The sequence below is a fragment of the Streptomyces sp. NBC_00513 genome (genome assembly GCF_041431415.1).
GTDB lineage: Bacteria > Actinomycetota > Actinomycetes > Streptomycetales > Streptomycetaceae > Streptomyces.
This window is the reverse complement of sequence record NZ_CP107845.1, coordinates 356,764-382,254: the sequence shown is the minus strand read 5'-3', so window position 1 is coordinate 382,254 and position 25,491 is coordinate 356,764. Positions and strand designations below refer to the sequence as shown.

At 68.3% G+C, this 25,491-nt stretch carries 25 protein-coding genes and 4 pseudogenes; 14 read left to right on the top strand and 15 right to left on the bottom strand.

The features are described from left to right. Entirely contained in the window at positions 1-438 is a 438-nt protein-coding gene (locus OHA84_RS01935) for an NfeD family protein (protein WP_266976715.1), read from the bottom strand. A 446-nt stretch (positions 439-884) separates the two neighbouring features. Between OHA84_RS01935 and OHA84_RS01930 the strand changes: the two genes are divergently transcribed. The 3 genes and pseudogenes from OHA84_RS01930 to OHA84_RS01920 all read left to right on the top strand — a co-directional run bounded on the left by OHA84_RS01930 (position 885) and on the right by OHA84_RS01920 (position 4,542). Then, the gene (locus OHA84_RS01930) at positions 885-1,115 is read left to right on the top strand and encodes a hypothetical protein (RefSeq protein WP_266976717.1); all 231 of its coding nucleotides are present in this window, start codon (positions 885-887) and stop codon (positions 1,113-1,115) included. Between the two features lie 1,563 nt (positions 1,116-2,678). Further along, complete coding sequence (locus OHA84_RS01925) at positions 2,679-3,167, top strand: hypothetical protein (RefSeq protein ID WP_266976719.1); 489 nt, start codon at positions 2,679-2,681, stop codon at positions 3,165-3,167. 627 nt (positions 3,168-3,794) lie between these two features. Beyond that, positions 3,795-4,542 (top strand): annotated as a pseudogene (locus OHA84_RS01920) (transposase family protein). Positions 4,543-4,615: 73 nt separating this feature from the next. Here OHA84_RS01920 and OHA84_RS01915 read toward each other — a convergent pair. Both OHA84_RS01915 and OHA84_RS01910 read right to left on the bottom strand, forming a co-directional pair. Further along, the gene (locus OHA84_RS01915; RefSeq protein ID WP_266976721.1) at positions 4,616-5,761 is read right to left on the bottom strand and encodes an SMI1/KNR4 family protein; all 1,146 of its coding nucleotides are present in this window, start codon (positions 5,759-5,761) and stop codon (positions 4,616-4,618) included. A gap of 262 nt (positions 5,762-6,023) precedes the next feature. Further along, positions 6,024-6,170, bottom strand: a complete 147-nt coding sequence (locus OHA84_RS01910) for a hypothetical protein (RefSeq protein ID WP_371591624.1) — start codon at positions 6,168-6,170, stop codon at positions 6,024-6,026. Here OHA84_RS01910 and OHA84_RS01905 point away from each other — a divergent pair. Continuing rightward, the gene (locus tag OHA84_RS01905) at positions 6,100-6,450 is read left to right on the top strand and encodes a hypothetical protein (protein ID WP_371591569.1); all 351 of its coding nucleotides are present in this window, start codon (positions 6,100-6,102) and stop codon (positions 6,448-6,450) included. The two genes, OHA84_RS01910 and OHA84_RS01905, sit on opposite strands and share 71 nt — an antisense overlap. Here OHA84_RS01905 and OHA84_RS01900 read toward each other — a convergent pair. Then, entirely contained in the window at positions 6,370-6,879 is a 510-nt protein-coding gene (locus tag OHA84_RS01900; protein WP_053676209.1) for a helix-turn-helix domain-containing protein, read from the bottom strand. The two genes, OHA84_RS01905 and OHA84_RS01900, sit on opposite strands and share 81 nt — an antisense overlap. 92 nt (positions 6,880-6,971) lie before the next feature. On the opposite strand from OHA84_RS01900, the gene OHA84_RS01895 reads away from it, so the two are divergent. The 4 genes and pseudogenes from OHA84_RS01895 to OHA84_RS01880 all read left to right on the top strand — a co-directional run. Next, entirely contained in the window at positions 6,972-7,736 is a 765-nt protein-coding gene (locus OHA84_RS01895; protein WP_266976723.1) for a methyltransferase domain-containing protein, read from the top strand. A 282-nt stretch (positions 7,737-8,018) separates the two neighbouring features. Further along, entirely contained in the window at positions 8,019-8,702 is a 684-nt protein-coding gene (locus tag OHA84_RS01890) for a DUF6879 family protein (protein ID WP_323182100.1), read from the top strand. Beyond that, positions 8,699-8,800: pseudogene (locus tag OHA84_RS01885) on the top strand (transcriptional regulator); the annotation flags it as partial. The gene OHA84_RS01890 and the pseudogene OHA84_RS01885, both read left to right, overlap by 4 nt. A 1-nt stretch (position 8,801) precedes the next feature. Further along, positions 8,802-9,197: pseudogene (locus tag OHA84_RS01880) on the top strand (Tn3 family transposase); the annotation flags it as partial. 29 nt (positions 9,198-9,226) lie between these two features. Here the strand turns inward: OHA84_RS01880 and OHA84_RS01875 are convergent. The 5 genes and pseudogenes from OHA84_RS01875 to OHA84_RS01855 form a co-directional block, all read right to left on the bottom strand. Continuing rightward, positions 9,227-9,700, bottom strand: a complete 474-nt coding sequence (locus tag OHA84_RS01875) for a hypothetical protein (protein ID WP_266976727.1) — start codon at positions 9,698-9,700, stop codon at positions 9,227-9,229. 169 nt (positions 9,701-9,869) lie between these two features. Beyond that, positions 9,870-10,154, bottom strand: a pseudogene (locus tag OHA84_RS01870) (transposase); the annotation flags it as partial. Between the two features lie 57 nt (positions 10,155-10,211). Next, complete coding sequence (locus tag OHA84_RS01865) at positions 10,212-10,646, bottom strand: hypothetical protein (protein ID WP_266976729.1); 435 nt, start codon at positions 10,644-10,646, stop codon at positions 10,212-10,214. 421 nt (positions 10,647-11,067) lie between these two features. Then, positions 11,068-11,793 (bottom strand): inositol monophosphatase, encoded by a 726-nt coding sequence (locus tag OHA84_RS01860; protein WP_266976731.1) that lies wholly within the window; start codon positions 11,791-11,793, stop codon positions 11,068-11,070. Between the two features lie 697 nt (positions 11,794-12,490). Continuing rightward, positions 12,491-13,123, bottom strand: coding sequence for a TetR/AcrR family transcriptional regulator (locus OHA84_RS01855; protein ID WP_266976733.1), 633 nt, complete (start codon positions 13,121-13,123; stop codon positions 12,491-12,493). A 106-nt stretch (positions 13,124-13,229) separates the two neighbouring features. On the opposite strand from OHA84_RS01855, the gene OHA84_RS01850 reads away from it, so the two are divergent. Then, on the top strand, positions 13,230-13,958 hold the full coding sequence (locus OHA84_RS01850) for a hypothetical protein (RefSeq protein ID WP_266976735.1): 729 nt from the start codon (positions 13,230-13,232) through the stop codon (positions 13,956-13,958). A gap of 387 nt (positions 13,959-14,345) precedes the next feature. Here the strand turns inward: OHA84_RS01850 and OHA84_RS01845 are convergent, their stop codons facing one another. Beyond that, complete coding sequence (locus tag OHA84_RS01845) at positions 14,346-14,726, bottom strand: hypothetical protein (RefSeq protein ID WP_266976737.1); 381 nt, start codon at positions 14,724-14,726, stop codon at positions 14,346-14,348. A gap of 360 nt (positions 14,727-15,086) precedes the next feature. Next, complete coding sequence (locus tag OHA84_RS01840) at positions 15,087-15,812, bottom strand: peptidylprolyl isomerase (protein ID WP_266976739.1); 726 nt, start codon at positions 15,810-15,812, stop codon at positions 15,087-15,089. A 71-nt stretch (positions 15,813-15,883) separates the two neighbouring features. On the opposite strand from OHA84_RS01840, the gene OHA84_RS01835 reads away from it, so the two are divergent. Both OHA84_RS01835 and OHA84_RS01830 read left to right on the top strand, forming a co-directional pair. Continuing rightward, positions 15,884-16,108, top strand: coding sequence for a hypothetical protein (locus OHA84_RS01835; protein ID WP_266976741.1), 225 nt, complete (start codon positions 15,884-15,886; stop codon positions 16,106-16,108). Positions 16,109-16,403: 295 nt separating this feature from the next. Further along, positions 16,404-17,336, top strand: coding sequence for a CehA/McbA family metallohydrolase (locus OHA84_RS01830; RefSeq protein ID WP_266976858.1), 933 nt, complete (start codon positions 16,404-16,406; stop codon positions 17,334-17,336). 426 nt (positions 17,337-17,762) lie between these two features. On the opposite strand, the gene OHA84_RS01825 is transcribed toward OHA84_RS01830, so the two are convergent. Then, a complete protein-coding gene (locus OHA84_RS01825) occupies positions 17,763-18,209 on the bottom strand; it encodes a MarR family winged helix-turn-helix transcriptional regulator (protein WP_053676388.1) in 447 nt (148 codons plus the stop codon). A 106-nt stretch (positions 18,210-18,315) separates the two neighbouring features. Between OHA84_RS01825 and OHA84_RS01820 the strand changes: the two genes are divergently transcribed. Further along, entirely contained in the window at positions 18,316-19,230 is a 915-nt protein-coding gene (locus tag OHA84_RS01820) for an alpha/beta hydrolase (RefSeq protein ID WP_266976743.1), read from the top strand. 958 nt (positions 19,231-20,188) lie between these two features. Here the strand turns inward: OHA84_RS01820 and OHA84_RS01815 are convergent. Next, a complete protein-coding gene (locus OHA84_RS01815; protein WP_266976745.1) occupies positions 20,189-20,662 on the bottom strand; it encodes a hypothetical protein in 474 nt (157 codons plus the stop codon). Positions 20,663-21,036: 374 nt separating this feature from the next. Between OHA84_RS01815 and OHA84_RS01810 the strand changes: the two genes are divergently transcribed. After that, complete coding sequence (locus OHA84_RS01810; RefSeq protein WP_371591297.1) at positions 21,037-22,041, top strand: glycoside hydrolase family 26 protein; 1,005 nt, start codon at positions 21,037-21,039, stop codon at positions 22,039-22,041. Between the two features lie 632 nt (positions 22,042-22,673). Then, entirely contained in the window at positions 22,674-23,120 is a 447-nt protein-coding gene (locus OHA84_RS01805) for a hypothetical protein (protein WP_266976747.1), read from the top strand. 814 nt (positions 23,121-23,934) lie between these two features. Here OHA84_RS01805 and OHA84_RS01800 read toward each other — a convergent pair. Both OHA84_RS01800 and OHA84_RS01795 read right to left on the bottom strand, forming a co-directional pair. Beyond that, complete coding sequence (locus tag OHA84_RS01800) at positions 23,935-24,354, bottom strand: hypothetical protein (RefSeq protein ID WP_266976749.1); 420 nt, start codon at positions 24,352-24,354, stop codon at positions 23,935-23,937. Between the two features lie 345 nt (positions 24,355-24,699). Continuing rightward, the gene (locus tag OHA84_RS01795) at positions 24,700-25,176 is read right to left on the bottom strand and encodes a hypothetical protein (protein WP_266976751.1); all 477 of its coding nucleotides are present in this window, start codon (positions 25,174-25,176) and stop codon (positions 24,700-24,702) included. Between the last annotated feature and the right edge of the window lie 315 nt (positions 25,177-25,491).

Genomic DNA, 25,491 nt, shown 5'->3' with positions numbered 1-25,491 from the left:
TCACTCCCGGGGGTAGACGAGTGCGGTGGTGCCCTTGATCTCCATGACATCGACGGCCGTGCCGGGAGGGATCACCAGCGTCTCGTCGTAGGCACGCGCCGTCCACTCCTCGCCACCGATACGGACTCTGCCGCCCAGCTTCGACACCTCCGATGTCACGTAGGCGGCCTCGCCGACGAGGGCGTCGACACCGAAGCGTCCATCCCCGTTCGGCGGTGAGGACAGGCGGCGAAGCGCGACCGGGCGCACGAAAACCACGCCGACGGCCGACACGACCGCGAACAGTAGAAACTGCCAGGGCAGGGGCAAACCGACAGAGGCGAATACGGCTGTGACCAGTGCTGCGCCGCCCAGCAGCCCGAGCGCGGCGGTGAGAGTGACTATCTCCACCGCACCCAAGACCAGAGCGACGATCAGCCAAAGCAGCCAGGGCTCCATGCTTTACGCCTCCTCGTGAGTGAAGGAGAGCGCCAATTACTACCTTTTGTGAGTGTTTACCCGATAATTGCGTTGGGAACCGGCCGTACGGTTCGCCGGATGTTGCAGCGTCGGCCGTCTGGGCCGAGATGTTGGTGTCGGGCTGCAGGACACGCCGACGCCCTCAGTGGGCAGAGGATGGCCGCGGGCACCATCGGTTCGGCCTTTGGCGCGAAGTACTTGATCTTGTTCCCCGGGCCGCCAAGTGATCGGTCCGAAGATGCATTCCTGGGGCGAAACGTCAGCGCTGACGTTATCGCTCACCTGGACACCTGGGTGACCGTGCGGGTGTGCGCGGCGCGGTCCGGGCCCACCGCCCACGCGTATGCCGACGTCCGATGGGATGGCCCGGCGTTCTAGGGACGGCCGCCGTGATCCTCGACGGGGCGAGGATTCGGGTTCAGATCATGCAGTCCGGAGATGGCACGGACCTGGTGGTGACCGAGCGGGATATCTCGCTGGGGGACCGGAGGGAGCGCGCGATGTCCAAGGTCGATCACGACGGGCACTTCCGCACCCCCGTGATCAGTCACCGGGCCGTCGGCAGTGCGTACGGGGGCGGGGTGCTGTTCCTGGACTGGCACAAGGACGGGCGCGGCTACCGGGCCCACGACTTCAAGGGTTCATCGATGGTCTGACCCGACCCGGCCCGCGGGCTTCAAAGCTCTCACCACAGGCCCATGTTCGGGTGGATGCGCTCGCCCAGACAGCTGAGTGGTAGTAGGCCAGCTGCCGCGCGTTGCTTGAGTGTGCAGGACCCAGCCGGAGTTCCTGTGCGTCCAGGTCCTGTTCGAGATCGACTGTCAGCCAACAGAAGCAACAGGTGGGGTTCCGATCCGACGAGATACCCCTTGTAGTCGAGCCGGCTTCGGCAAGCGAAGCACACCCTCCGCCGAGGCAGGGACCCCGGAATGGGGCAGCCCTTGGGCTCTGGAGGACGAGCGCGCACGAAGGAGTTCGACGTGACCATCTCTCCCACCCCGATGCCCTGCGTGAGGCTATCGAGGGGGCGGTGGTCGCCTGCTTCGGGTTCATCGACGCCAAGGGTCAGGGCGTCGACGGCGGGGACCTGACGGAGACGATCGCCTGCGACGTCGAGCGACTGCTGGAGGGCTGGCGCCGCACAGCGGACCCGGCCCAGCGGTTCCGCCCTCGCCTCCAGCTCATCCACGCCCTTGCGGACGGTCGTCTCGCTGACCACGGCCGCCCGGGCGCTCGCTCGGATCCCGCCGTGCCTCAGGATTCGGGCTTCGGCTCCCATCAGCAGACGACGCTGCTGCTCGTCCAGATGCGGGAACAACATCGCGAACGTCAGGCCGAGTTGATTGCGGATCTCGTCGGATATGCGCTGACCACACGAACGAGCCGAACCACGGGAAGCAACACCTTGATTCTCTGCGAGCCCTTAGGGAGACCTCCTGAGCATGGCGCCGCTCGCGGCCTGCGCGAGCGGACTCGAGCGGGTCAGTCCGCTGCTCTATGTGGCGGGTTCGGACGACGGTGGTGGTGGGACAGTCCTTGGCTAGCCCGAGCAGGGGCCTGGTGCTCGTTCTCGTTGACGGCCAAGTCCCAGCGCACTCTGGCCCCTACCCACGTCGCGGCGTACGTTCAGTGGTAGGAGCCGTCGGAGGGTAGCCGCTCGGCCGGGTCATTGTCGGCCTTGGACCGGTCGGAGGCGGTGATAAGACAGTTCGGGGCCGCCTGGTCCTTCACGTACGTTTCCCGGAGGGGCTGCCGACCAGGGCCCACTGGGAACAGCTTTTTCCGGACTCGGCGATCCAGGCGCACAAGTGCGCTCTCTTGCCTTCGTGTCAGTACACGACCTGCGCAACTATCGATCGATGACAGTACGGACACACGCCCCGGATCTCTCACCTCAAGGCAAGTGACCCCGAACACCTGTGGCGGGTGTCGTAGCCGCTGGAACCGTGTGCATCTCCAGTTGCCGACGCACAAGGCCGGAGGGAGCATCGAATTGAGAGCCAGGCAGCCAGGATCTCAGGTCAACCTTCCACCGCTTGGCAGGTTTCCGGGCATGACTGGGGCCACTATGAGCATCTGCGGCGCCGGCGCTTCTCACCGGTTGCGAGAACGACTGATGGACAGTATGAGCCTGCCTAGGCTGGTGCAGGCGATGGATCTGTAAGTCACTCAACCAAGACTCCAGGCGCCCGATGCGGAGATCGCGAGAAGGAAACGTCATGACTAGGAAGACGGTTGACGTTACGTTGGCGAGCATAGCTAACACGGGTATCAATCGAATAGGTCCGATGGGCGTCATAGTTGTCCGCACGGTCCGCGCGGTAGACGATGAGCAAGTGTTTCAGTCTGGGGGCCTATACGCCAGAGCAGAGGGGGAGCCAATGCATCCAAGTGGGGTACAGGGCCTTGCACCGGGCGAGAGTCTCACATATAACGTCACGCAGCGGCTTACCGTTTCCCAATTCGAAGAGGAGAGCGTCGGACACCTTAATCAGATGCTGATACTCGACCCTGATTTGATGCAAAGAATAGTAGAAAGCGGAACGGTCACTGAAGTCCCATATTTCGGCTGCTCCAGGCGCCGTATACGCTTTGACGACATCGATGGATTTCAGGCAATCGATTGCCTCCACAACGCCTCCTTCGGCACCCAGGAATGTAGATTCACCGCAAGCTACACGGTGAATCTCATTTCTACTTCCGGGTAGCGCGGTCGACTCTTGGCCTTCGTGAGAGACCGGCCGGAATCGCTCGGGTAGCCATGCACGGCGAGGACATCGGCCGGGCCGGCCATGCACGCATGGACTGGGGGCGGCTGAGCGTCGAGCAGCGCTGGCCGTTGGCCGACCTCGGTGTCACCCCCCCCCACTACCTTCTTGGTTACCCCGTAATGGGGCGCCCGGCCTTCGGGGTCGGCGTGATCTCCCCCCGGCGATCTCATGGCCTGAAGGTGGTGTCATCGGCTCCGGAGGCATTGAGAGCCCGCTGATCAGGGGCATGACCATCGGGCTTTTCGTAGTTTCGGGAGGCTCTTCGGCATGTGGATGTGGCGATCGGTGCCGTGGGACGAAAGTGACCGGAGGGAGCTGTGATCGACATCAGCGGCTCCGGCGCTTTCCTGCGCCTGGACGTCCGCAAGGGCGCACACCACGCCACCGCCGTCACCCCGGCCTCGAAGTCCTGCGCGATGCCATCGAAGCGAGCCGATCGACCGATTCGGTGAGCTTCTTCGAGTTGGCCACCGATCGGGTGATGGTCGTGAAGCGCAACGAACGAGGCCCCCGAGCTGTTGATCGAGATGTCTGACGTCTCAATCACGTTGCTCGGGGGCCTCGTTGGTCATCCATCCTGCCGCACTTGACCTGCCGCATGCGCTCGTGGAGTGGGTGACCATGCTGGTTGTCACTCGTGAGGGCGACCGGCGCTGCAAGCTCCGTCCGTCTCAGCGGGCGATGGTGGCACTGGTGTACCTACGAGAGCACACCACTCTTGCGAAGATCGCCGCCGGGTTCGGGATCAGCGAGTCCACCGCCCACGCCTACACCCGCGCGGTCGTTGACCTGCTCGCCGAACGAGCACTGGGTCTGCTCAAGACGCTGCGAGCACGATCCCGACTTTGTCCTGCTCGACGGCACCCTCGCCGAGTGCGACCGGGTCGGCGACGGCCGGGTCGACTACTCCCACAAACACCGGCGCCACGGCGTGAACGTGCAGGTCGTCACCGACCCCGGCGGCCGGCTGCTGTGGATCTCGCCCGCCCTGCCGGGCCGCACACACGACCTGACCGCCGCCCGTACCCACCGGATCATCCGGATCTGCGAGCGCCAGGGTGTTCCCATCCTGGCCGATCTCGCCTACCAAGGTGGCGGACCGTGGCTGACGACCGGCATCAAACGCAAGCCACTCCAGGAACTCACTCCCACCGAAAAGACCCTCAACCGGGCACTGGCCGCAGCTCGAGCGCCCGTGGAACGCGGTGTCGCGATCCTGAAGTCCTGGCGGATCTTCCTCAGGTCCCGGTGCAGCCCCAACCGCATGACGTCAATCGCCAAGGCCATCCTCACGCTGGAGCGGCAACGCTGAAGATCCTTAGTGAGCGCTTCGTCTGGCGATAACCGCCGCATGAAGCGCTCACGCGGAACCGAAACCCCTGGGGTCAGTCCTGATCCTGGCTGTACTGGGCCGCGTACCAACTGGAGTCGATGGCGGGGTTGCGCAGCGCCCCCCAAAATCGGTCGTCAGGTGTCGGTGGCAGGGGCTGATTGCCCAGGTCCGCATGCAGATCCGCACGCCAGTCGAGAGTGAAGTGACTCCGGGTCTCCGCGCTCTCGCACACGGACCTGTACGGGGACCCCCAGATCCCGAGGGCTATTTTCTCCGCGGCCCACCTGCGCGTGTGGTCTCGGCCGGTGTCGGCCTGTGCGAGCACCGCGCGGAGTCGCAAGGCGAGCGGGCCGGTCTGGTCAGGCTGCGGCAGGGCCACACCGCACTCCCACGCGTCCAGGGCTGTCTTGACCTCCAGGTAGTTGTTCAGGCCCGTTTCGACCGCCAGTCTGCGCAGCTGCTTCCGCGCGGCCTCGACCACCTGCTCATACGGCAGGGTCGCGATCAGTGCACCGAGTTCCTCATGTCCGTCCAGGTGGCTCACGTGGAGGAGGTCGGTGGGACTGTAGGACAGGTCCAGCTCTGGCAGCTGCTCATCCGGTGCGGGAAGGGGCTCGTCGGCACTGTACTGCGGCCTGGCAGGCGGACGCGCCTCCCAGAACAGCCGGCCGTTGAAGGTGACGACACCGGCGTCCTGGCCGCGCTCAAGCGTGCCGGCCAGTTCGGCCAGATACTCACCCAGCGAGTCGACCTCTCCGAAACTGGTGCCGGTCTCGTCGAAGAACCGCCCGATCGCGCCGAAGGAGTCCCGCCCGGTACGGCAATCCATCAGAAGACCGTCCGACGTCACGTCGTAAGAACCGAACTTCACGTAATCGTGAAGCCAGTAGTCCTCGGTCTCCCCGTCGAGGCCCTGGTCGATGCCGCGCATGAACCCGGTGTCCCCGAGGATTCCGCTCACTCCGAGCAGCCGGTCGCCCGTGCTGAAGCGGAAAGCCTCAGGTCCCTCCAGCGCCCCGTTGTGCCGTTGGAGTGAAGCGACCAGGTCCGGAGGAAAGGTGACCCCAAGTTCCTGTTGCGCTGCTGCGATCTCCTCGTCTCCTGCGGGCGGCCGAAGCGTGGCAAACGTGCGGGGCGCGTGCTCGCGCAGCCACGCGTCGATGCGAGTCCATGAGTCCTGGACCAGGTCTGATGTCATAGGGCCGACCTTAGAGTCAGCGGCTGACAACAGCTTGATCGTCGCTCACCGGCCTTGCCGCCGGGTTGGCGTTCAGGCCGGCAAGCTCGAGTGGACCCTCGTCCCGGCTCACCAAGCTGCTGGCACCGGACGCTGCGGCCGCCCACTCGACACTGAAGCGCTCAGTCGCAATCACCCGATCGGTGGCCAACTCGAAGAAGCTCAGTGAGGCGTGGTTCTTCTTCCATGAGCCTGTCCCTCCGTAACCAGATCGCCGGCGCTGTCACTCGATCGCCTCGGGTGAGGCCATGCCGTCGATGAAGGTCCGCCCGGACGGCGGCCGGGACGTCACCGCCGCGATCACCACCGACGGTGCGACGGAGCTGGGCCTGACCGAGGGCTCCGCCGTCAAGGTCCTGGTGAAGGCCACCGAGGTTCCCTCGCGACCGGTCCGGTCACCAGTGTCTCGATCCGTAACCAGATCCCGGGCACTGTCGTCGATGTCGCTGCCGGTGCGGCCCACAGGGATTGTCGGAGTCGGGTGTTGTATCGGGTCAGCCGGCGCCGCCGCTCGGCGACAGTCTCCGGCGCACCAATCACCTGCCCGAGGACCTTGGCGCCCGGCGGTTTCAGGTTCCTTGCCCGCGCGCGGCGATAAGCGGTCCCAGGAGCAGTGTCTTCGGCCCTGTGCGTCCTCCGGGACCCGGTAGTTGGGTTGTGGAGGTCACCGTGAGTGAATCCCCGCAGGCGTCGCAGGTCACGACCGGCGTGGCGATGTGCCCGCAGGCGTCGTGGTGGATCCGGGCGGGCGGCCCTGCGGGATCCGCGTACCACTTGTCGCCCCAGGCCATCAGTGTCAGCAGGACGGGGTAGAGCTCCCGGCCCTTCTCCGTGGCCACGTACTCCTCGCGCGGGGGGCTCGCCTGGTATCGCTCGCGCGTGAGCACGCCCTCCTCCACCAGCCGGGCCAGTCGCGCCGCAAGGACCTTGCGTGAGAGGCCGAGGTCCTCTGCCAGCTCGTCGAAGCGCCTGATGCCGACGAGGACGTCCCGCATGATCAGGGCCGTCCAGGCGTCGCCGAACAGGTCGGTCGCGCGGGCGATCGAGCACGCGACGGAGGAGAGGGAGGTACGGGCCACGCTCCCACCGTAGCGCCTATGGGTTTCCTAAGGGAACTCGTCAATGTTAGGTTCCTTGAGGGAACTTGACCGGATCGCCGAGGGAGTCCGCCATGGCCAGCGCCCCGCACCTCGCACTCGACTCGGACGCCTTCGGGGCCGTCGACGGCCGTCACATCCGTGCTCTCGCCTTCCAGTCCGTACGCGTGGAGTACCTGGACCATGTGATCGGGGAGTCGAATATTGTCCCGTCGGCCGGCAGGGCGCTCGTCGTGGGCAGTGGACGGGGCCTTTTGGCCCGCGGCCTCGCCCGGCTCGGGTTCGAGGTCACCGCAGCCGACGCGTCACACGCCGCGACGGTCCTCGCCCTGGAGGCGGACGACGGGCCGGGCGTCACGTACCTGACGGCACCCGCGGAGGAACTCGACCTGCCGGACAGCTCCTTCGACCTCGTGTACTGCGCCGACACCCTCGAAATCACCGAACGGCCGGATGCGGTCCTCGCGGAGGCGGCACGCGTACTGCGACCCGGCGGCGCTTTCGTCTACGACACCGTGAACCGCACACTCGTGTCCCGCCTCATCTACCTCGGCGCCTTCCAGGCCTTCCCGGGCACACGGATCATGCCCCGTGGCCGCTACGCCGCACAGCGGCTGCGCACCCCGGTGGAGATCGCACGGGCGCTCGGTAGGGCGGGGCTGACCGCGAGAGACGTCTCGGCGTTCAAGCCGCGCGATGTCCGCAGCCTGGTGCGGGCGATACGCGGACGTCGTAGCGGCACGCTGACCGACGAACAACTGCCGGACTCGGTCGACATGGTGCTTGACCCGGGCGGGAGCCCGCTGGTGACGTACCTGGGGTACGGAGTTCGTCGGTGATGAGCCCCATCGCGGGCCCGGGGGGCCTCTGGGTGCGACCTCCGCGCTGAACGCAAGCTCGCGGTGAGGCGCTGCTGCTGGGTCACATCGGCCGAGTCATCCCCCGCATGGGCCCCGAGCCCACCGGGCTGTGGCCGACCCGCGGCAGCGCCTCGCCCATGGCAGTGCACAGCAGATCCCCGGCTTCGGGCATACCCGCAGCGGTGTCGGAAGGTGCGTGGAGCACAGAGGTGCACTGAGCGGCCCGGACGGCCGTACCTGGAAGGAGCGGATTCGCGATGAGTGACAAGCCCTCGACGAAGACCATCAACGGGCAGCGCGGCGGCCAAAGCGACGTGGAGCTTCCCCAGGCCGCCACACTGGTCATCCAGTTGGAGGGGAACCCCGCTGCCGGCTTCGCGTGGACCGCAGACAAGGTCGACCCGGCAGTGCTCGATCTGGTCGGCAGTCGAGGACATCGCCCACCTGTTCGCCGAGTACCGACACACCGCGTTCCGGCTGGAGACCCGCCGCGGGTACGCCACCGACCGGGCCGGCGCGCGTTTTCAGGCGTTCATGCGCGGTGTCGACCCGGCGCCGGAACCGGACAACGCGTGGCACGTCAACGTCCGCGAGAGGACCGCGCAGGGCGGCCGGTTCTCCCGCGTGCGGATCATCGACGAGCCGCCGACCGACGGCCAGCGGTTCCTGATGGCCTCCGCCACGGCGAACGCATCGATGGGCGAGGACATCCGCGTACTCGCCCGCGCGCAAGCCGTGCACCTGGAACTGCCCGACTACGACTTCTGGCTGTTCGACTCTCGAATCCTGGTCCGTTTCCATATTGACGAGCAGGACGTCACGACCGGCGTCGAGGTCATCGACGACCCCGCCGACGTCCTCGCCGCCTGCCGGGCCCGTGACCGCGCCTGGCCCCTCGCGTCCCCTTCAACCGAGGTGTGGACGCAGGTACGTTCATCCGTGTGAGCACGGACTTCCAGAGCGCCAGGATGGCCCTCGGCGCGCGCCTGCGGGAACTGCGCGTCGAGGCCGGCGTGAACGGAAAGGACTTCGCCGCCCGGATCGAAGGACCTGACCACCTCGGTGATCGCGCTGTTGGTGTCCGAGGCGTGCAACATCGGCATGACCCCGGTCACCAACCCCGGCCACGACGCGCTCACCCGTACCCGGCTGGTCCACGTTGACCAGTTCTACCTCCGGGGCGACACCATCGCCGCGGCGAACGCGATGCTGATCGAGGCCCAGTCCCAGGTGCCGGTCGTGGCGTATTGGGGCGACGGTCTGCCGGCCTCGGTCGACGGACCGCGGTTCGTCGACCCGGTCCGCACGATCAGCGCGGCGCCGTCCCCGAAGCACTTCGGGTTCAAGCGCGGCATCACCTGGCTCAATGCCGTCAACGAGCAGGTCGCCGGGATCGGGCAGATGGTCGTCCCCGGCACCCCGAGCGATTCCCTTGCCGTTTAACCTCTGCGAGCAGGGGACTTGCTGGTCTAGGGGTTGTCGGGGCAGTCAGCCGCGGTCCAGGTCGCGATGAGGTCATGGCAGACGACGGTGAGTGAGCTGTTCCAGAACGCGATCTCGTGACGGCAACCGTTCTGGTGGGGCAGGACCTCGTCGAGGATGACCGTCCCGACGGTCACCCAGTCGGTGTCCTCGATACTTCCGCCATCGAAGCTGGAGACACCTATGTAGCGGATGACCAGGTCTTCGTCGTGCTTCCAGCAGTTGTGCCGGAACTGGATCTCCATCTGCTGGTCGTCAGCTCCGACGCGGCGGATGTGCTGGACCGCTAGATCCTTCACGCACCGCTTGCTGTAGAAGTCGTAGTGCTCTGGCGCAGTGGCGAATGCCCGGGCCCCGGCTGGCAGATCGTCAGCCAGCGACGGCAGACGCTCCAGGTATCGAGCCGGGGATATGACGCCTGACAGGTTGCCGACCTGTGCATCCAGATTGATGTATTCCATCGTCCTTCGTTCCCGCTCGTGGCCCTGTTGGCCGACGAATGGTCGCACGACTTCCATGCTGTCGGCCGGGAGTTTCACGCTGCCGTACTCGGTTCAGAGCTGCGTCTTGGTTTGGTGCCGACCTTGTAGTGTGCGGGTCGGGTGCAGGACTCGCCGGTGGCGAGGACTCGTCCGACGTCGTAGCGGGCCGCCGGCTCATCGAACCGAGCGGGCGGCCGGGGCCGGGCCGTGTGGGTTTCGGTGCACCGGCTGGTGTGCCCGTCTTCGCGTGCAGGTTCCTGAACCCCCGCCGGACCCGGGCCGGGGTGAGCCTTTTCGCTTCCGCGGGCCGCTCCCATGGCCGACGTGGATCCTGAGCGAGTGGGCGGGCGAGACAGAGCTGAGCGTGTGCGGCCAGGACGAGCCAGGTCCAGCGGTCTGCCGCCGCCGAGTCCCGCAGTTTCGGCTTGGTCCAGCGTATGTGGACGGCCCCGGACATGGCTCCCGGCACGGTGACGCGGCGGCTGAATCGTCAAGCGGAATGGCCGGCTCGGGATTCGGGCTTCCGGATGAACGGTGCGCGCAGCAGCCCTGTCATGGCCACGCACATACCGAGAACGCCCACCGCCGCCAGGAGGGCCGCCGGCGACGGTCGCACCATGAGCCGCAGCGCGAGCGGGCCCATTGCGCCCGCGGATATCATTCCGGTGAGCGCGACTGCCCAACGCAGGATTCGCGAGATGGTGCCGGTGAACGCGATGAGTCCTCCTGCTACCGCGGTGACCACGATCGCTGTCACCAGCAGCGTTCCCCAGGGCACACCGGGCGTCTCGGGCCCGAACTCGTCCCGACGTGTCGCGCTGCCGGCGGTCCATACCCACAAGGTGGCGCCCAGGGCCATTTCGCCGCCTGCGCAGTATGCGAGGTAATACCACTTCGTGTGGCGTACTGCGGTGTTTTTCCCCACAATTGATCCTTAGTTCGAGTTCGCGACGAGAGAGCCTACATTCCGGCGAGCATCCAGCGACGGACGGCCCTTTGGTACCCTCGTTCGCCGCTCGTGGGCGCGTCTGCAAAGCGGTTCGACCGAACCACCTCCATGGGCATCCCTACAGGCGGCTCCGTGCCCTGCCGAACGTCAAGAAGTCTGGCCAGGAGGGCGCCGGTCGAGCATCGGGCGAAATGTTCCGACCAGAACATTTGTGGCTGGATCCTCGATGGCGGGCCTTCTGCACATGCTCAACATGCCTGAACAACCCATGGGTATCGATAAGGCACATAGATCTCAGGCCACTTGCCTCATGTGCCTCACACCTCCATGGCGCCCTAGATAACCCAGGAACCGGGAGGCGGGACGGTGTGGTGTTCCCGGCGCCGGGCAGTGCCCTCTATCGCGATCGGCATGCCGGGATCCCCTCCGTGGCCGCCCATGGGGTGCCTGTGGTGGTGGCCTTCAGGATGTCCAGGAGGGCGTCGCGCAGGCCGGGCGTCGTCGCGATGGTGGTGAGCGAGGCGGGGGTGTGCGGGCTGCCGTCGGTGTCCATGACGATGGCGCCGGCCTCGCGGGCGAGGACGACGCCTGCGGCCATGTCCCAGTCGTGGTTGCCCAGGGTGATGGTGGCGTCGAGGGTGCCGTCGGCGACGAGGGCCAGATCCACGGCGGCGGACCCGAGCATGCGCACGCGCTGCGCCTGCTCGGCGAGGTACGCGTGGATGGCGAGGGCGACGCGATTGCGCTCGGGGCCGTCGGGGCCCGTCCCGTAGTCGCCGACGGCGATCATCGCCTCGGGCAGCGTGCTGGTGGCGGCGGCGCTGATGCGCCGGCCGTCGCGATACGCGCCCATGCCCTGGGCGGCCCAGTAGCGCCGGCCGATCAGGGGCAGGTGGATCACGCCGAGGATGGACACACCGTGGTGGACGAGCGCGAGGGAGATCCCGCACAGCGGCAGGCCGCGGATGAAGTTGGCGGTGCCGTCGACCGGGTCGATGATCCAGTAGGTGTCGGCGCCGGCGTCTCCGCCCTCTTCTTCGCCGACGAAGCCGATGCCGGGGGCCGCGTTCAGGAGGGTTGCCCGGGCCTCGTGTTCGGTGGCGAGGTCGACGTTGGTGACCATGTCGCGGTCGCCCTTGGCGGTGATCAGGTCCGGGGTGAGGTCGCGGAGCTGCTGCTCGATCTCGCCCGTTCGGTGACCGAGCGGGCGAGGTCGAGCAGCGCCGGGAGTTCGGGGCTCATGCGGTGAGGGCTCCCTTCGGAGCAGGTCGGGTAAGGGCGGTCTCGGCCGTCAGGTAGGCCAGAGCTCCTCAGACGGCCGGCCTGGCCCTGTCTCTCATGCAGTCATCTGACCGGACCGGGGCGACGGCTGGGGGTCCCATGAAGCCGGCTATTCACCGCAGACGGAACCCCGCATCGACTCGATCAGGCTCCCCCGAACAACCCGTCATTGCGGACGCCAACGCCAACAGCGCACCGACAACCAGGCGCAGGCGTAAACGCATCGCCTGGAGCCCGGCCTCATCCCCTCGGAGAATGATCACCCTGGACGTCACCGGACGTCACCGGATCCGCGTGGCCGGCCGGGGCCCTCTCGCGTGGACCGAGCTCCACTACCGCCGCCGTTCTGGCTTGGAAGTCGGCGGCGATCAACGGGCCAGAGACGAGAGCGCTTCAGTTTCCGGCAAGGTGTTTCTCCACCCGCGCGACGAGGTCGGGCAGGTGGAGGGTTCCATCGAGGACGAGTGGCGCCACGCGGCCGGTTACAAGGCCTGCCTCGTACCAGCGGTGGTGACGGCTGAGCTGTGGAGAGGTCTTCGTTACTGGGGGCCGGTTTGGGAGAGTTGGACGAGGCCGGCGCAGATGAGCCGGATGCTGCGGATGAATGTGTCGTCCTCGGTGTGGGAGGAGGCGGCCACGGTGAGGGGAAAGCGTGCGGGGAACGTGGCGGCTTCCCCGGCGCTGATGTCCGCGGTGGGGGGCTGGCTCTGTTCCTGGAGGACGAAGCCGGTGGTGTGGCTGAGGAGGGTGTCGGCTCCGATCGCCGCGTGCCCGGCGGGGATGCCTGCGGCGTGCAGGGTTTCCAGGAGACGTTCCATCAGGGACAGGGCGCTGGTGCTGAGGAGTTTGGGGCTGTCGGCGAGCATGAGCGCGCCGCCGGGGTGGAGGCGGATGCTCTCGCGGAGGGCGGCGAGCTGGGCCTGGACCTTGTCCTGCCAGTCGGCTGCCGGGTCGAGTGCGGACAGGGCCGCGGTGCCGGCCTCGTAGGCGTGCTGGGCGACGCGGTCGGCCATCAGCTGGATCAGGACGCTCTTGTTCGGCACGTGGTAGTAGAGGCTTCCGGCCTGCGCGTCGAGGCGCTGGGCGACCTTGCGCATGGACAGACCGTGGTAGCCGGATGCGGCGAACTCGGCCATGCCCGCGTCGATGATCCGCTCTCGAGTCAGCTTCATGGGGGCACCCTACCCCGAGATTCTAACACTGTTTGAATTATGGGGTGGGCGGGGCTACTGTCATCTCGGAAGGACGCGAGCGGCGGACCGAAGGGGGGTGGTGGCGATGGACGCGCTGGTGTTCAACGTGACCACGGCGGTACTCATGGTGTTGATGTTCAAGGCGGGAGTGGCCCTGCTCGGCGAGGGAACGTTGCGCGGTCGGCGCATGCCCTGGGCCGCGGTGGTCCTGACCGGCCTCGCCCTTACCGGGACAGTGGTCCAGGTGTGCTGGTCGGGGGCGATGGATGCGCTGGACGCGGATCCGGCCCGGTCGGGCTGGTGGCGGGTCCTGACCTCGGTGTTCATGCAGAACGGCGGCCTGTTCGGCGGAGCCTGGAACATCGCCACGCTCGCCGTCATCGCCGCCCTGGCCGACTGGTTCTGGAGAACCCCGATCACCGTCGGCCTGTTCCTCGCCGGGATCCTGCTGCCGGAGCACATCGACACCCTCTTTGGCGCGGGCGGCCACCACAGCACCGACCCACGGAACTTCGCGGGCAGTTCAGGAGCCACCTACTTCCTCGGCGCTACTCTCGCCGCCGCCCTCCTCCTCCGCCTCCTGCGCGAACTGCCAACTTCACGTACGGGCCTGGACAAGGCGCAGCGCGTGGAGATCCTTTTCGCGGTCGGTGTGCCGGTACTCGGCCTGGTGATGTGGTTCGCCCAGGCCAATGGCCATGGTCTGGTGTCCGTATACGGATTCGTCCTCGGCGCTCTCACCTGCCTCGTGGCCCGCCCGGCCGCATTCCGGACCCGGCCGACGTACCCGGCCTCCAAGAACACCGCCCATTGATCCCGGACTGGTCCCGGCCCCCACCCGGACTGTCGTAGTGGAGCCGAGGCCACCCGTGTTTGTCGGGCGGGTACCCCGCCTCACCTGCGTCAGCCGGCAAACTGCCCCGGCCCTTGAGGACTCTCACGTTCCATCACCGAGCAGCAGCAGTCGTCCCAGCCTCGGCAGCAGCCGGACCCGCAGGCCTCGGGCACCGACCCGGTCCAGGCCGTCACCCTCGGCCTGGTCGTGCCGGGGCTTCCTCGTGGCCTCGGCCCGCTTTCTGGTTCCTCTCGTACAGGGTCACCAGGTGCGCCAGCCGCGGCATGTCCCGGCGTAGCCGGTCGGCCCATTCGGGCGTCAGGTAACCGTGGTTGACGACGAATCGGCCGTCGTCACGGGCCGTCGTCACGGGCCGTCGTCACGGGCCGTCGTCACGTACATGAGGTGGCCGTCCGGGGACCAGAAGTACCGGATGTGGGGGTCCCGGCTCCGGCCCGGCGGCGACGGGTACCGGGACAGTGCCTCGTGACGGGCCGCCGCCTGCTCGTGGGTCATCCACGACCGCACCCGCCCCGCGTCCTGGTACTCCTCCTCGGTGAGCGGGACCCCGAACTCCCAGAGCCTGGGCAGCATGTCCAGCTGGGCGACCTCCTGGAGGTACCGGGCCCGGGCCCGGCCGTCCCCCCGGCGGCCGGCGGCCTCCGCGTCCTGCCGGCAGCCCTCCAGCCCCCGCTCCTGGTCGAACCGCAACAGGGCTGCCCAGTTGAGCTGTTCCGCGGCGGTCATGCGCGCCTCCCCCCGGCCCGCTCGAACCGGGCCCTCGGTCGGGCAGCCGCCGGTCGGCGGCCCGTGCCCACCGGATGATCCTCCGCCCGAAGAGCCGGCGCCAGACGGCCCGGTGACAGCGCCCGCCCAGGGGGGCCGGGAACAGTACGCCCCGGGGCTCCGAGGACACCAGCCGTGGATCCCGCCGCTCCCGCCGGGGCCGGCCCCGGTGCCACCGCGTACGCGCCGAGCCGCTTCTGCTGCTCCGAGGTCACGTGCCGGATCTCCCAGAGCAGCGCGGCGGTGTCGACCACCACCCCCGCCCTTGCCCCCGGACAGGCGCCACCGCAGCGGCCGCGGCTTCGGCGCGGCCGCGGGGAGTCAATGCCGGCAGGACGGCCGGACGCGGAGGAGCTCGGTCCGCAGCACGGGTGTGCCGTCGACCGGTGCCGGGTCCTCCGCGGTCGGCTGGATTCCTCCGGCGGCGGTTTTGTCGAGTGTTGCCAGGCCGTCGGGGCCGACCGTGCCGAACACCGTGTAGTTCGGGCGTAGTGCGGAGTCGCCGTAGACGACGAAGAACTGTGAGCCGTTCGTGTCCGGACCGGCGTTGGCCATCGCCAGCAGGCCGCGCCCGTACAGGCGGCGCGCGCCGGTCGGATCGGTCGGTGCGGGTGGCAAATCCACCGGTAGCTCGTCCTTGTACTTGTACCCGGGCCCTCCCTCACCGGTCCCGGTCGGGTCGCCGCACTGCAGGACCTTCAGCGTCGGATACGCCGTCAGACGGTGGCACACCGTTCGGTCATAGAACCCATGCCGTGCCAGGTGCAGGAAACTCTGGACCGTGCACGGCGCCTTGGCCTGGTCCAAACGCAGCGGGAGCGGACCCTGACTGGTCGCGACAGCCATGTCAACCGTGCCACGGCCAGGGGTGCGCCGCGGGTCGGGCGGCAGTGGAACATGACGCGCGGGCGGCTCGTCCGGGGTCTGCGTGTACTGGCAAGGGCCGTGCGTGGTGCGCGGCGGAGCGCCGTCGGAAGCGGTGGCGGCACTTCCCCCGGACACAACTAACGTAACGGCCGCAAATGCGCTGATCAGTGCTCGGTTCATCTTGTACGCCCTCCTGATGATCGCCAGGTTTTGGAGCGGTCGCAGTCTAGGGCGTGGTGTGGTCGGCGGGAATGGTCAACGACAGGAGGCAGGCCAGGGGCGCTGGTCCAGGACCGCGGTGGTCGGACCTGGTGGCGGCCGCCGGGCAGCGCCCCGACGGCATGGTCCTCGACGGCGAGCTCGTCGTCTGGGACAGCGCGGTCGGCCGGCTGTCGTTCCAGGCGTTGCAGCGCCGCCGTCCGCGCCCGCGGTGCCCCGGCCCTGGCCGCCCGGTGGCCGACCGCCCGGACGCCTGACCGTCGCCTTCCGGCCGGGGCGACACATCCCCGTAGGACACACGGGCGATCAAGGCCAGCGCTGTTGCGGAAGGACACAATCCCGACGGCTCCTGCCTCCCGCGCGACGGGTGACGTTCGGAGGGCGGGATGCAGACGCGGCAATATGGGTTGTCGTGCGCCTGGGCGAGTACCCTCGGGCCACGGATACCCGCGCCCGTGACCGTACGCTGGCGCGCCCCACCGAGGGGATTAGTCATACGTATAGCTCAAGTCTTTTAGACTCGGCGTTACTTACTGTCGTCGTGTGCGGGGGATGCTTGTGCTGGACCTGCCGTTCGATCAAGCCGGGCGGTTTTGGCGCGGCAATCTGCACACTCATTCGGACGAGTCCGACGGGGGGTTGTCTCCGGCGGAGGTCGTACGCCGCTATCAGGACGCCGGCTATGACTTTCTGGCCGTCACCGATTATTTCCGGGCCGAGTACGGGTTTCCGCTGACGGACACCCGGGCGCTGCGCGTGCCCGGGTTCACCACGCTGTTGGGTGCGGAGTTGCACGCCCCGCGCACGGAGGCCGGTCCGAAGTGGCACATCGTCGCCGTGGGGCTGCCCCTCGGGTTCACGCCGCCCGGGCCCGAGGAGAGCGGTCCGGAGTTGGCGCGGCGGGCGCGGGCGGCGGGTGCGTTCGTCGGCATGGCACACCCGGCGGCCTCGCTGCTGACCACGGACGACGCCGAGTCCCTGGACGCGGCGCACGCGGTCGAGGTCTACAACGCGCTCGCGGATCGTGAGCACCGCGGCGACAGCTGGCACCTGACCGACGTGCTGCTCAACCGCGGGCACCGGCTGAACGCCTATGCCGCCGACGACGCGCACTTCCAGCCCCAGGACCCGCCGGGGTGCGTGGCCTGGGTCCAGGTACGCGCCGAATCCCTCGACCCGGACGCGCTCCTCGCGGCCCTCAAGGCCGGTCACTACTACTCCAGCACCGGCCCCGACCTGTACGACGTCCGGCTCGACGACGGCCGGATCACGGTGCGCTGCTCGCCCGCGCGCAAGATCCTGCTCACCGGGGGCGCCCCGGGCCTGCAGGTGTTGGAGGGCGAAGGCCTGACCGAAGGCTCCCTGCCCGTCACGATGTTCGGCCAGGGGTACTGCCGGGTCACCGTCGAGGACGCCGACGGAGGACGGGCCTGGAGCAACCCGATCCACCTGGGAGACCTGCCCACCGCCACCACCGGGACATAGAGCCGGACGCCCGCCTCGCGGCGAGTCGGCCGGGGGCGACCGCCAGCCGATGGTCCGCGACTGATCCCCGGCCCGCAGTCCCTGGCGTGGCCGCGCCACTGCCTCCGACCTTCCCGCATCTCTCCCGCGGCGGCAGGTACCTCCTCGGAGTGGGTCTCCTCCTCAAGGAGGCCCAGCAGCATCATGACGGTTCCGGCTTCGTTGCTGGTGGGAGCTTCAGGTCGGTGTCGGTGGTGGCGTCCAGGAGTATGCCGAGGAAGTCTTCGTCGTCCATGTCCATGTCCATGTCCACGCCGGGACAAGGCCCTGCCGCCACCACCGGTCACCGCCCCAGGCCTGCGGTAGCGGGGCCGGTACCCGCGGGGGGTCCCTTTGTCGGCTTGATCCTTGAGGTCGCGATGATCTTCGTGGACCTCAAGGTCAAGCTCAGCCCGGCTGGCCGAGGGAGCCTGCCTCAAGGGTCGCGCGGAGGGCGGCCAGGGTCGAGGCGATGCGGTTCAGCTCGTCAGGGGGAACGGTCGCCGTGAGCGCGGTGAGTTCGCTGGTGACGACGGTACGGGAGGCGGCCAGTTGTTCCTTGCCCTCGGGCGTGAGGCGAAGGACGGACGAGCGGCGGTCCTGGGGGTGCGCGACCCGCACGCACCAGCCCGCGGCCACCAGTCGATCGACGGCCTTGCTGACGGCTCCCACTGTGATGGCCAGCTCGCCGACGATGTCGAGCACGCGGCATTCCGGTACGCGGTCGATGATCTCCAGAAACTCGAACTGCCCCAGGCTCAGATCTTGTTCGGTGCGCAGTCGGGCGTTCACCGCGTTGTAGAGCCGGGTCTCGACGCGGACGAGATCAGTGAAGATCGATGTGATGTGGCTCACGACACCTCCAGTAGATTCCTAGGAATCATCTTCCTTGGAATGTGGTTGACTCTGAGAGATTGATTCCTGGGAATCCATCTTCTCATCCTGATCACTGGAGGCCACCATGTCCCGACAGCAGCGCGAGGCCCTGGATGCCCTGCTCCGTTCCGCTCCGCGCGGCGGGACGCCGCCCACTGTCGAGGAGCAGCGCAGCGGTTTCGCCGCAGCTCTGACCAGGCCCGCGCCGGACGGCGTGGTCACCCGCAGGACCGTCCTGGGCGGCCGGCCGGCCCTGGAGCTGATACCGGCCGAACTCTCCGGCCGCGGCCGGCTGCTCTACCTGCACGGCGGCGGCTACGTCGTCGGCTCACCCCACACCCACGCCGGGCTCGCCGGTGAACTGGCCCTGCGCACCGGGCTGCGAGCGGTATCGGTGGACTACCGGCTGGCGCCCGAGCACCCCTTCCCCGCAGCCGTCGACGACGGGCTCGCTGCCTACCGCGAGCTGCTGGCAACGGGTACCGACCCGCGGGAACTCGTCGTGGCCGGCGACTCCGCCGGTGGCGGTCTGAGCATCGCCACCCTACTCGCGGCCCGCGAGGCCGGACTCCCGCAACCAGCCGCCGTGGTCACCTTCTCCCCGTGGGCCGACCTCACCCTCACCGGGGAGAGCATGCGCTCCAAAGAGGATGCCGACCCCATCTTCACCGAGGCCGACGTACGCGCCTATGCCGATCTGTACGCCGCCTCGGCCGACCGTACACACCCCCTGGCGAGCCCGGTGCTCGCCGACCTCACCGGGCTGCCCCCACTGCTCGTGCAGGTCGGAGCCAACGAGGTGCTGCTCGACGACGCCGTCCGGCTGGCTGGCCGTGCGGGCGCCGACGACGTCGACGTCACGCTCGAAATCGGGCCCGGCCTTCCCCACGTCTTCCAGCTCAACTACGGCCGGCTCGACGAGGCGGACGCCGCACTCGACCGCGCCGCCCGCTTCCTCACCACACACCTGGGCGTCGAGCGCCTCGAACTCGCCCACTGACGCCTGCCGACCGGCGAGGACGTCGCCCGCTTCCACACATCCTGCTGCCGGGGAACTCCAGGGGCGGAGCCTGCAGGGGTCAAAGGTGGCGTCGGCGTCGGCGGCCGGGCGCCTGCGTCGTGAATGATCCTGGCACCGGTGCCAGGAGCGCAGGCGGCGGAATCAGAAGTGAGCCGGGGCCGGCCGCGGTCCTTCGCACGTCGGCCCGGGCGGGCCCGCTGACCCGCGTCTGTACACGTGCGCCGGCCTGGCAGGCCGGCGGGTGGCTCGGGCGACTGCGGCCGTGGCAGCAGGCCAGTGGCGGGGCGGCGCCGGGGTACTCCGCGTCGGGCAGGCCGATGGCCGGCACAGTCTCGCCCGGACTTCATAGTCTGGCAGCCCCCCGGTCCCGCCCTCGCACGCAATCTGCGCCGCCTCTCCTCGCGGCGGCGCTCCCCGTCCTCGGGGCGCTCACCGCCACGCCAGGGGGTGCGCGGCCCTTCTCGTCCGCGCCCATGTACATGCCCGGACAACGGGCCACGGTCCTCCCGGTCACCGCCGCCCGGCATCTCAGCCGCCACCTGGCGCATTCGCCTTCTCGGGTCGTGGGCGGGCAGGGCGCTCTACTCGTGGCCGAGTTGGCGTGCGGCTTGGATGCGGCGGCGGGCAGTGCGGGTGCTGATCTGGTCGCGGGCAACACCCGGGTGAATGCGAGACTGTCCATGTGACAGGACCAGTGGGGGCCGGGTCGCCGTCCGCGAGGTTCTTCGTCGTGTCCTGACCCGGCAGGGCCGGGGACCGGCGGATCATCGAGGGAGTCAGCCCGGACCGGCCGGACGGCTGCCTGCGTGTCACTGTTTGTTCGCTTGGGTGCGCCCTGGTGGACTGCCACCGCTGCCACCCGTCCCCGCAGCCATCCGGCGTACAGGTTCACCTCACCGGTCCACGTCGAGGGACCGTGCGGTCACGGGTCGACGGCTCAGTTGTAGGCAGCCCACGGGTCTTTCAGTACGTCGGGACGGATTCCGACGGCGCGGAATCGGGCGTCCAGGTCCTTCAGCTCCGCGAGCCCCTTGCCGATCTTCTCCCACCCCCGGGCCTGCGCCTCCCTCGCCTCGTCCTCGGGCAGGGGCATGAGGGCCAGCGACGAACCGGACAGCACGTCCGCCATTCCGCTGCGGGTCTGCTTCTGCGCGTTCGCCCACACTGCCTGGGTCGGCGCGTCCGGGATCTCCTGGTGGGCTTCGGCGGCGCGCAGTGCCGCGGACAGGTTCTCGAAGTCGATGACTCCGCGGCCCTGTTGGTGAAGGTCATGCACGCCGCGCGTCCGCTTGGCGAGTTCGTTGTACCGCTCTGAGCCGTCCTGCTTGTACCAGAGGGCGACGAGCTCACCGGCGGGCGTCGGCTCGGGCGGCGAGGTCGGTGTCGGGGTACGGGTGGGGATCGCACTCACGCTGAGACTGGGACTCGGGCTCGGGCTCGGCGCGGCGGCTTCGGGTCCACTGGAGCAGCCGGCTGACAGGGCGGCGCCGACAACGGTCAGTACGAGTGCGAATGCGCGGGTCCGCATGTGTCCCCCTGGGCGACGGGTGGGCCTTCAACTGGGCCCCGACCACGCTGCCTTACCGCACCTCCCCACGCGTCTCCTCGTCGAGTTCGAGGCGCATTCGTAACAGGCGGCCAACCGGTCGAGCCCTCGACGGCCGCGTCGTTCGTTCAGCCGAGCATCGGGGCACCGAACAGGCCGGAAACGGGCGAGATGCCTAGCATCGGTGCAAAGCGCACCCAGCGACCACGCACACCGTTCGAGATTTCCATGGAGGCGTCATGTTCCCTCGGGGCCGTCGGTTGGCGAGCGCCTGCACCCGTACGGTCCTGGTCGGCATGCTTGTCACCGGGTGCGCCCTCGCCTCGCCCACAGGTGAGGGCCTCGGGGGGCCCGGCAGCAACGCCGGGACCGAGGTCGCGGTGGGCGCCTACCTCCACTACGGCTCGCCCGGTGTGGAGAGGATGCGGGGCCTCTCGCACTGGCTCGGGGGCACCGAGCTGCGCGCCGGGCACACCTACCTGCCCGGAGACACCTGGTCGAACATCGAGGGAGCCCCCGATTCCTTGCGCAGCTGGGCCCGGTGGCGCAGGGCGAGAGCCGATCGGCTCTTCGTTCTGAACGTGCCCATGCAGGAACGCAACGAGGCCGACGTCTCCGACGAGCAGGTGGCCGAGCTGATCCGCGCCGGCGCACGGGGCGAGCACGATCGCCACTTCCGGAGGCTGGCCAAGCGTCTGGTCACCCTCGGCGTGCCGGACACGGTGATCGTGCTCGGCTGGGAGATGAACGGCTTCAACTACACCCACCGGTGTCGTCCCGACCCCGAGAACTGGAAAAGGTACTGGCGGCGCATCGTGGCCGCCATGCGCTCGGTCGAGGGACAGCGGTTGCGGTTCGACTTCGCCCCGAACCGCGGCAGCGACGCCATCGCCTGGACCGCGTGCTATCCCGGTGACGACGTGGTCGACGTACTGGGCATGGACAGCTACGACCAGCCACCCGGCCACACCTTCGACGAGCAGGTCACCCAGCCGTACGGGCTCCGACAGCAGGTCGACTTCGCGCGGGCGCACGGGAAGCAGATCTCGTATCCCGAATGGGGGCTGTTCCGCAACGGCGACAACCCCGAGTACATGCGGCGCATGCTGAGATGGATCGCCGAGCACAAACCGCTCTACCACAGCATCACGGACTACTGCCCCCACGGCGTATGGCAGTGCGACCAGAACCCGCGCTCCGCACAGGTGTTCCGCACGTTCCTGTCGGCCCGCCAGGGCCGGTGACGGCTTCCCTGCCGCGCCGCTCGCCGTCCCCATTCGAGCAGCCGACGAGGACATCGGCTTGCCACGGCTCGCCACCGTGCCTGGGCGGTGCACCGGCACCGCACCGCCCAGGCAAGCCTGCGGGAGGCCGCTGCGGAAGGTGACCGTACGGTCCGTGCCTGGCAGGCACGGACCGCAGTCAGGCATTGCGGTGAAGTCGAACGCTGCTTCCAGCCGTTCGAGGAACTCGCCGAACGTCTCCTCGAAGTCACGCTGCTCGCGCGTCAGGATCTTGATCACGACGTTCCACCTAATGCGACAAAAGGATCAACCAGGGCAAACCACGCCCAAGCCCTCCTCTGCCTCGCAAGACGACGAGCCGACGCTGTCTTCGCCATGCTCCGGGACGGCACCTTCTACGAACCCCAACCCGCCCCATCAGCTTGACCGAACTCGTAGGGGCACCCCCTGAACGCCAACGAGCGCACGGGCCTGGTGCCGTACGGCGGTCAGCACCATCATGGGAGATGTCCGCGAGGCTCGGGGGCGGTGTCGCGGCTACCGGGCAGGAATGAGGGGCGGCGATGGTGAGACGGCGGAGGCGGGGCCGCGAGGACGCCCATCAGCCGAGCGCGGAAGAGATCCTGGAGGTGATGGATCTGCTGCCGGACCCGGCGGGGGAGGACCGGATCGTGCTGGCGATTGACGCGAACCGGTGCGCGTTGCGGGGAGATGCACCGCGGACCTCGGAGGCTGCCCTTCGGGCGATGCTGGAGCAGATGGAGAGTGAGGGAATGGTCCGGCGCTTCGCCCCCGGTGCTCTCGATCTTCCGCAGTTCGGCCCACGGTGGTGGTCAGGGGCCAGGGCGCGGCAAAGGGACGAGGAGCGCCAGGCGGCAGCTGCGCGGCTCCTGGACGCCGACGTGAAGCCGAGGCCGGCGCAGGGGCGCCGCGAGGCGGAGATCTCGGAAGCTCTCCGCGAGGAGCGGGCCAGCGGAGGCAGCCCGTTGAAGAGGGCTGTCGACGCCACGCTGGAGGCGAATCGGCGTATATACCAGGAGTATCGGCGCCGTTCAGGCGGGGAGGGTGGGGCGAACTGAGGCGTTCCGGCCCGGCAGACGGAGCCCGCCGCCCACATGATCACCCACGCCGAAGATCCAGGGACCGTCACGAAGGGGCGAACGTTGCCTGATGCGGCACTGGCAACAGGCGGCCGGTCGGCGTCGGGGGTCGCCCGGGACCAGCAGGCTGGTGAAGCCCTCGATGGCCTCCACCGAGGGCCCGGCCTACTCCTCGGCGGGCTCCTCGGGGGCGGCGGTTACGGGCTCGAAGCGCCATGCGATGTTCGTCGACGTTTCGGTCTGTCCGGCCAGGAGATCTGTTGCCGGGCCGAAGGGATGCCGGTGCACCGGTCTGCCGCGACTGCGCGGGCATCACCCGCGACTTCTTCTGCGACCGCTGCGGCTTCGAAGGGTCCTTGCTCGGCGGGCGCCTCTGCGAACGCTGCACCCTCGCCGCCGCCCTCGGTCGACTCCTCGACGACGGCACCGGCCGTGTCGCTGTGAGGCCGGAGGCAGCCCGCTCATGCCGGCGATCAGCAATCCCATCGTCGGGGGACGGCGTCTGGGGGCGGAGCTGCGCCGGCTCCGTCAGGCCAGTGGGCGAGATGCCCCGACGGTCAATGGCCATGGACTTCGATGGCGGATCGGGACGCCGAAAGGCCCCGGCCGAGGTTGGCTGGGGCCCACCTGTCCCAGGCTGCGCATGCTGCGCTCGAAGGTTTCCTGCCACTCGTGGAGCCGCTCAATCCGGGGACACCTGCCGCCAAGCGGCCGGGGCGAGGGACCGATACGGGCTCCCGCCCCGGTGCTCAGGGAATGGCAACTTTCCCTATCAGGGTGACCTCGCCGTCGATCAGAAGTGCGGGTCGAGCAGCGAACCGAAGGTGTACGTACCAGCGGCCCAGTGGTACTGGGTGTCGTCGTTCAGGACAGCGGGCGTCGAACCGGACTTACTGAGTGTCGAGTTCTGCTTGTAATGGCCGTCATAGGCCCGGATGCAGTCCGTCCAGGAATACGAGCCCGACGCCAAGTAGATCTCGCGGGTCGGTGTACGCGAGGACCCGAAGATCTGCGTCCAGGTGTACGTCCCCGATGCCAGGGATATGTTCTTGGTGACACACGCGTCGGAGTCACTCCATTGCGGGACACCGTTCAAGTACACGCTGCGCGTGTTGTACGCGGTGTCCGCCGCGCTCGCCGGGCCACCCGCGAAAGCCACGGCCGCCGTTGCCGCCGCAACGACAGTTGCTAACGTACCGAACTTTCCAGCCATTTCAATTCTCCTTTTGGGCTTGAGATTTTGCCAGTGCCCCGGTCTGGGCCGAGACGGCTGGCGTACATCGACACCCGCCAACATTTCACATTTGCTGGAATTGGTTCCCATCGAAATCTGCCATCCTTCCCGAAAATGCTGCCATCTATCGACGTAGACCCATCGTCAACATTTCAGGATGCGGCAGGTGCGCATCCGGATCTCGCCGGCCAGACGTCATGTGCCCAGTCGATGCCGAGGTCGGCCAGGCTCGCGCTGCTCGATGCCCAGCCGTCCCAGTCCCGGCGTTGAGTGGCCGGCTGCTGGCCGACGTGTCACGTACTGACGTGAGGACGGGAGATTGCGCTAGAGGATGTATCCGGTTGTGTGGGTTGAGAGCCAGTCGAGGGAGAGCCCCATCGCCACCAGTGCACCTGTGGCGATGCGTCCCGTCCAGCGTCGTGCGGGGTCTGCGCAGAGTGCGATCAGCATCGGACCCACCGCCATGACCCCGACGGTCAAGGCCCAGGACTGGGGGAGATCGTCACGAGAGGATCCGGCGAGAACGACGACGATGAACCACTGGAGGACGAACGCCGCCGCGACCATCGCCTTCAACGGCCTTACGCCCAGCATCCAAAAGGCCGGCAGGAGTACCGCCACGCCCAGCAGTATCCACAGCGCGATCCCGGCGAGCGGGTAGAGAGTGAAGCAGATCGTGACACTGCCCGCGCAACTACGCTCGTCCTCCCCGATGGCCCACAGCCACAGCACCCTCGCCATCCAGCCCGTGAGCGCACCGGCGACCGCGCTACCCGCCATGACCCCGTAGATCTTGTTCATGCGGCTGAGGCTCGCAGTCTGCGAGGCTCAGGTCTTGAGTACGGATACTCAGACTCCCCCCGGGCGCCGTGCCGAGCCGGCACCCGTGCCTGCAACCCCTGGGTGACGCTGTATCAGGCCTCCTGCCCGCGGCGGGTACGCGGATCCGGTGCGTGGCCGGGGCCGCGGTCGGCGGGGGGTTCACCTCCGGCTCGGCGCGCAGCTGGAGGCGAGCATGAAGCGGGGCGTGGTATTCCGGGGGCGACCTTGCCGTCGCTGTTGCAGCAGGTCTTTCGGCGGGCACTTCACAGGTGGGGCAGTCGAACTGTTCGATGA

Excerpts from the sequence above, each read along its gene's own strand:
- OHA84_RS01805 (WP_266976747.1), top strand. The coding sequence starts at position 22,674 with ATGGATCTGCTGCCGGACCCGGCGGGGGAGGACCGGATCGTGCTGGCG.
- OHA84_RS01795 (WP_266976751.1), bottom strand. The coding sequence starts at position 25,176 with ATGAACAAGATCTACGGGGTCATGGCGGGTAGCGCGGTCGCCGGTGCG.
- OHA84_RS01845 (WP_266976737.1), bottom strand. The coding sequence starts at position 14,726 with ATGACCGCCGCGGAACAGCTCAACTGGGCAGCCCTGTTGCGGTTCGAC.
- OHA84_RS01840 (WP_266976739.1), bottom strand. The coding sequence starts at position 15,812 with ATGAACCGAGCACTGATCAGCGCATTTGCGGCCGTTACGTTAGTTGTG.
- OHA84_RS01830 (WP_266976858.1), top strand. The coding sequence starts at position 16,404 with ATGCTTGTGCTGGACCTGCCGTTCGATCAAGCCGGGCGGTTTTGGCGC.
- OHA84_RS01810 (WP_371591297.1), top strand. The coding sequence starts at position 21,037 with ATGTTCCCTCGGGGCCGTCGGTTGGCGAGCGCCTGCACCCGTACGGTC.
- OHA84_RS01850 (WP_266976735.1), top strand. The coding sequence starts at position 13,230 with ATGGACGCGCTGGTGTTCAACGTGACCACGGCGGTACTCATGGTGTTG.
- OHA84_RS01925 (WP_266976719.1), top strand. The coding sequence starts at position 2,679 with ATGACTAGGAAGACGGTTGACGTTACGTTGGCGAGCATAGCTAACACG.
- OHA84_RS01935 (WP_266976715.1), bottom strand. The coding sequence starts at position 438 with ATGGAGCCCTGGCTGCTTTGGCTGATCGTCGCTCTGGTCTTGGGTGCG.
- OHA84_RS01875 (WP_266976727.1), bottom strand. The coding sequence starts at position 9,700 with ATGGAATACATCAATCTGGATGCACAGGTCGGCAACCTGTCAGGCGTC.
- OHA84_RS01855 (WP_266976733.1), bottom strand. The coding sequence starts at position 13,123 with ATGAAGCTGACTCGAGAGCGGATCATCGACGCGGGCATGGCCGAGTTC.
- OHA84_RS01915 (WP_266976721.1), bottom strand. The coding sequence starts at position 5,761 with ATGACATCAGACCTGGTCCAGGACTCATGGACTCGCATCGACGCGTGG.
- OHA84_RS01895 (WP_266976723.1), top strand. The coding sequence starts at position 6,972 with ATGGCCAGCGCCCCGCACCTCGCACTCGACTCGGACGCCTTCGGGGCC.
- OHA84_RS01820 (WP_266976743.1), top strand. The coding sequence starts at position 18,316 with ATGTCCCGACAGCAGCGCGAGGCCCTGGATGCCCTGCTCCGTTCCGCT.
- OHA84_RS01835 (WP_266976741.1), top strand. The coding sequence starts at position 15,884 with ATGGTCAACGACAGGAGGCAGGCCAGGGGCGCTGGTCCAGGACCGCGG.
- OHA84_RS01930 (WP_266976717.1), top strand. The coding sequence starts at position 885 with ATGCAGTCCGGAGATGGCACGGACCTGGTGGTGACCGAGCGGGATATC.
- OHA84_RS01860 (WP_266976731.1), bottom strand. The coding sequence starts at position 11,793 with ATGGTCACCAACGTCGACCTCGCCACCGAACACGAGGCCCGGGCAACC.
- OHA84_RS01800 (WP_266976749.1), bottom strand. The coding sequence starts at position 24,354 with ATGGCTGGAAAGTTCGGTACGTTAGCAACTGTCGTTGCGGCGGCAACG.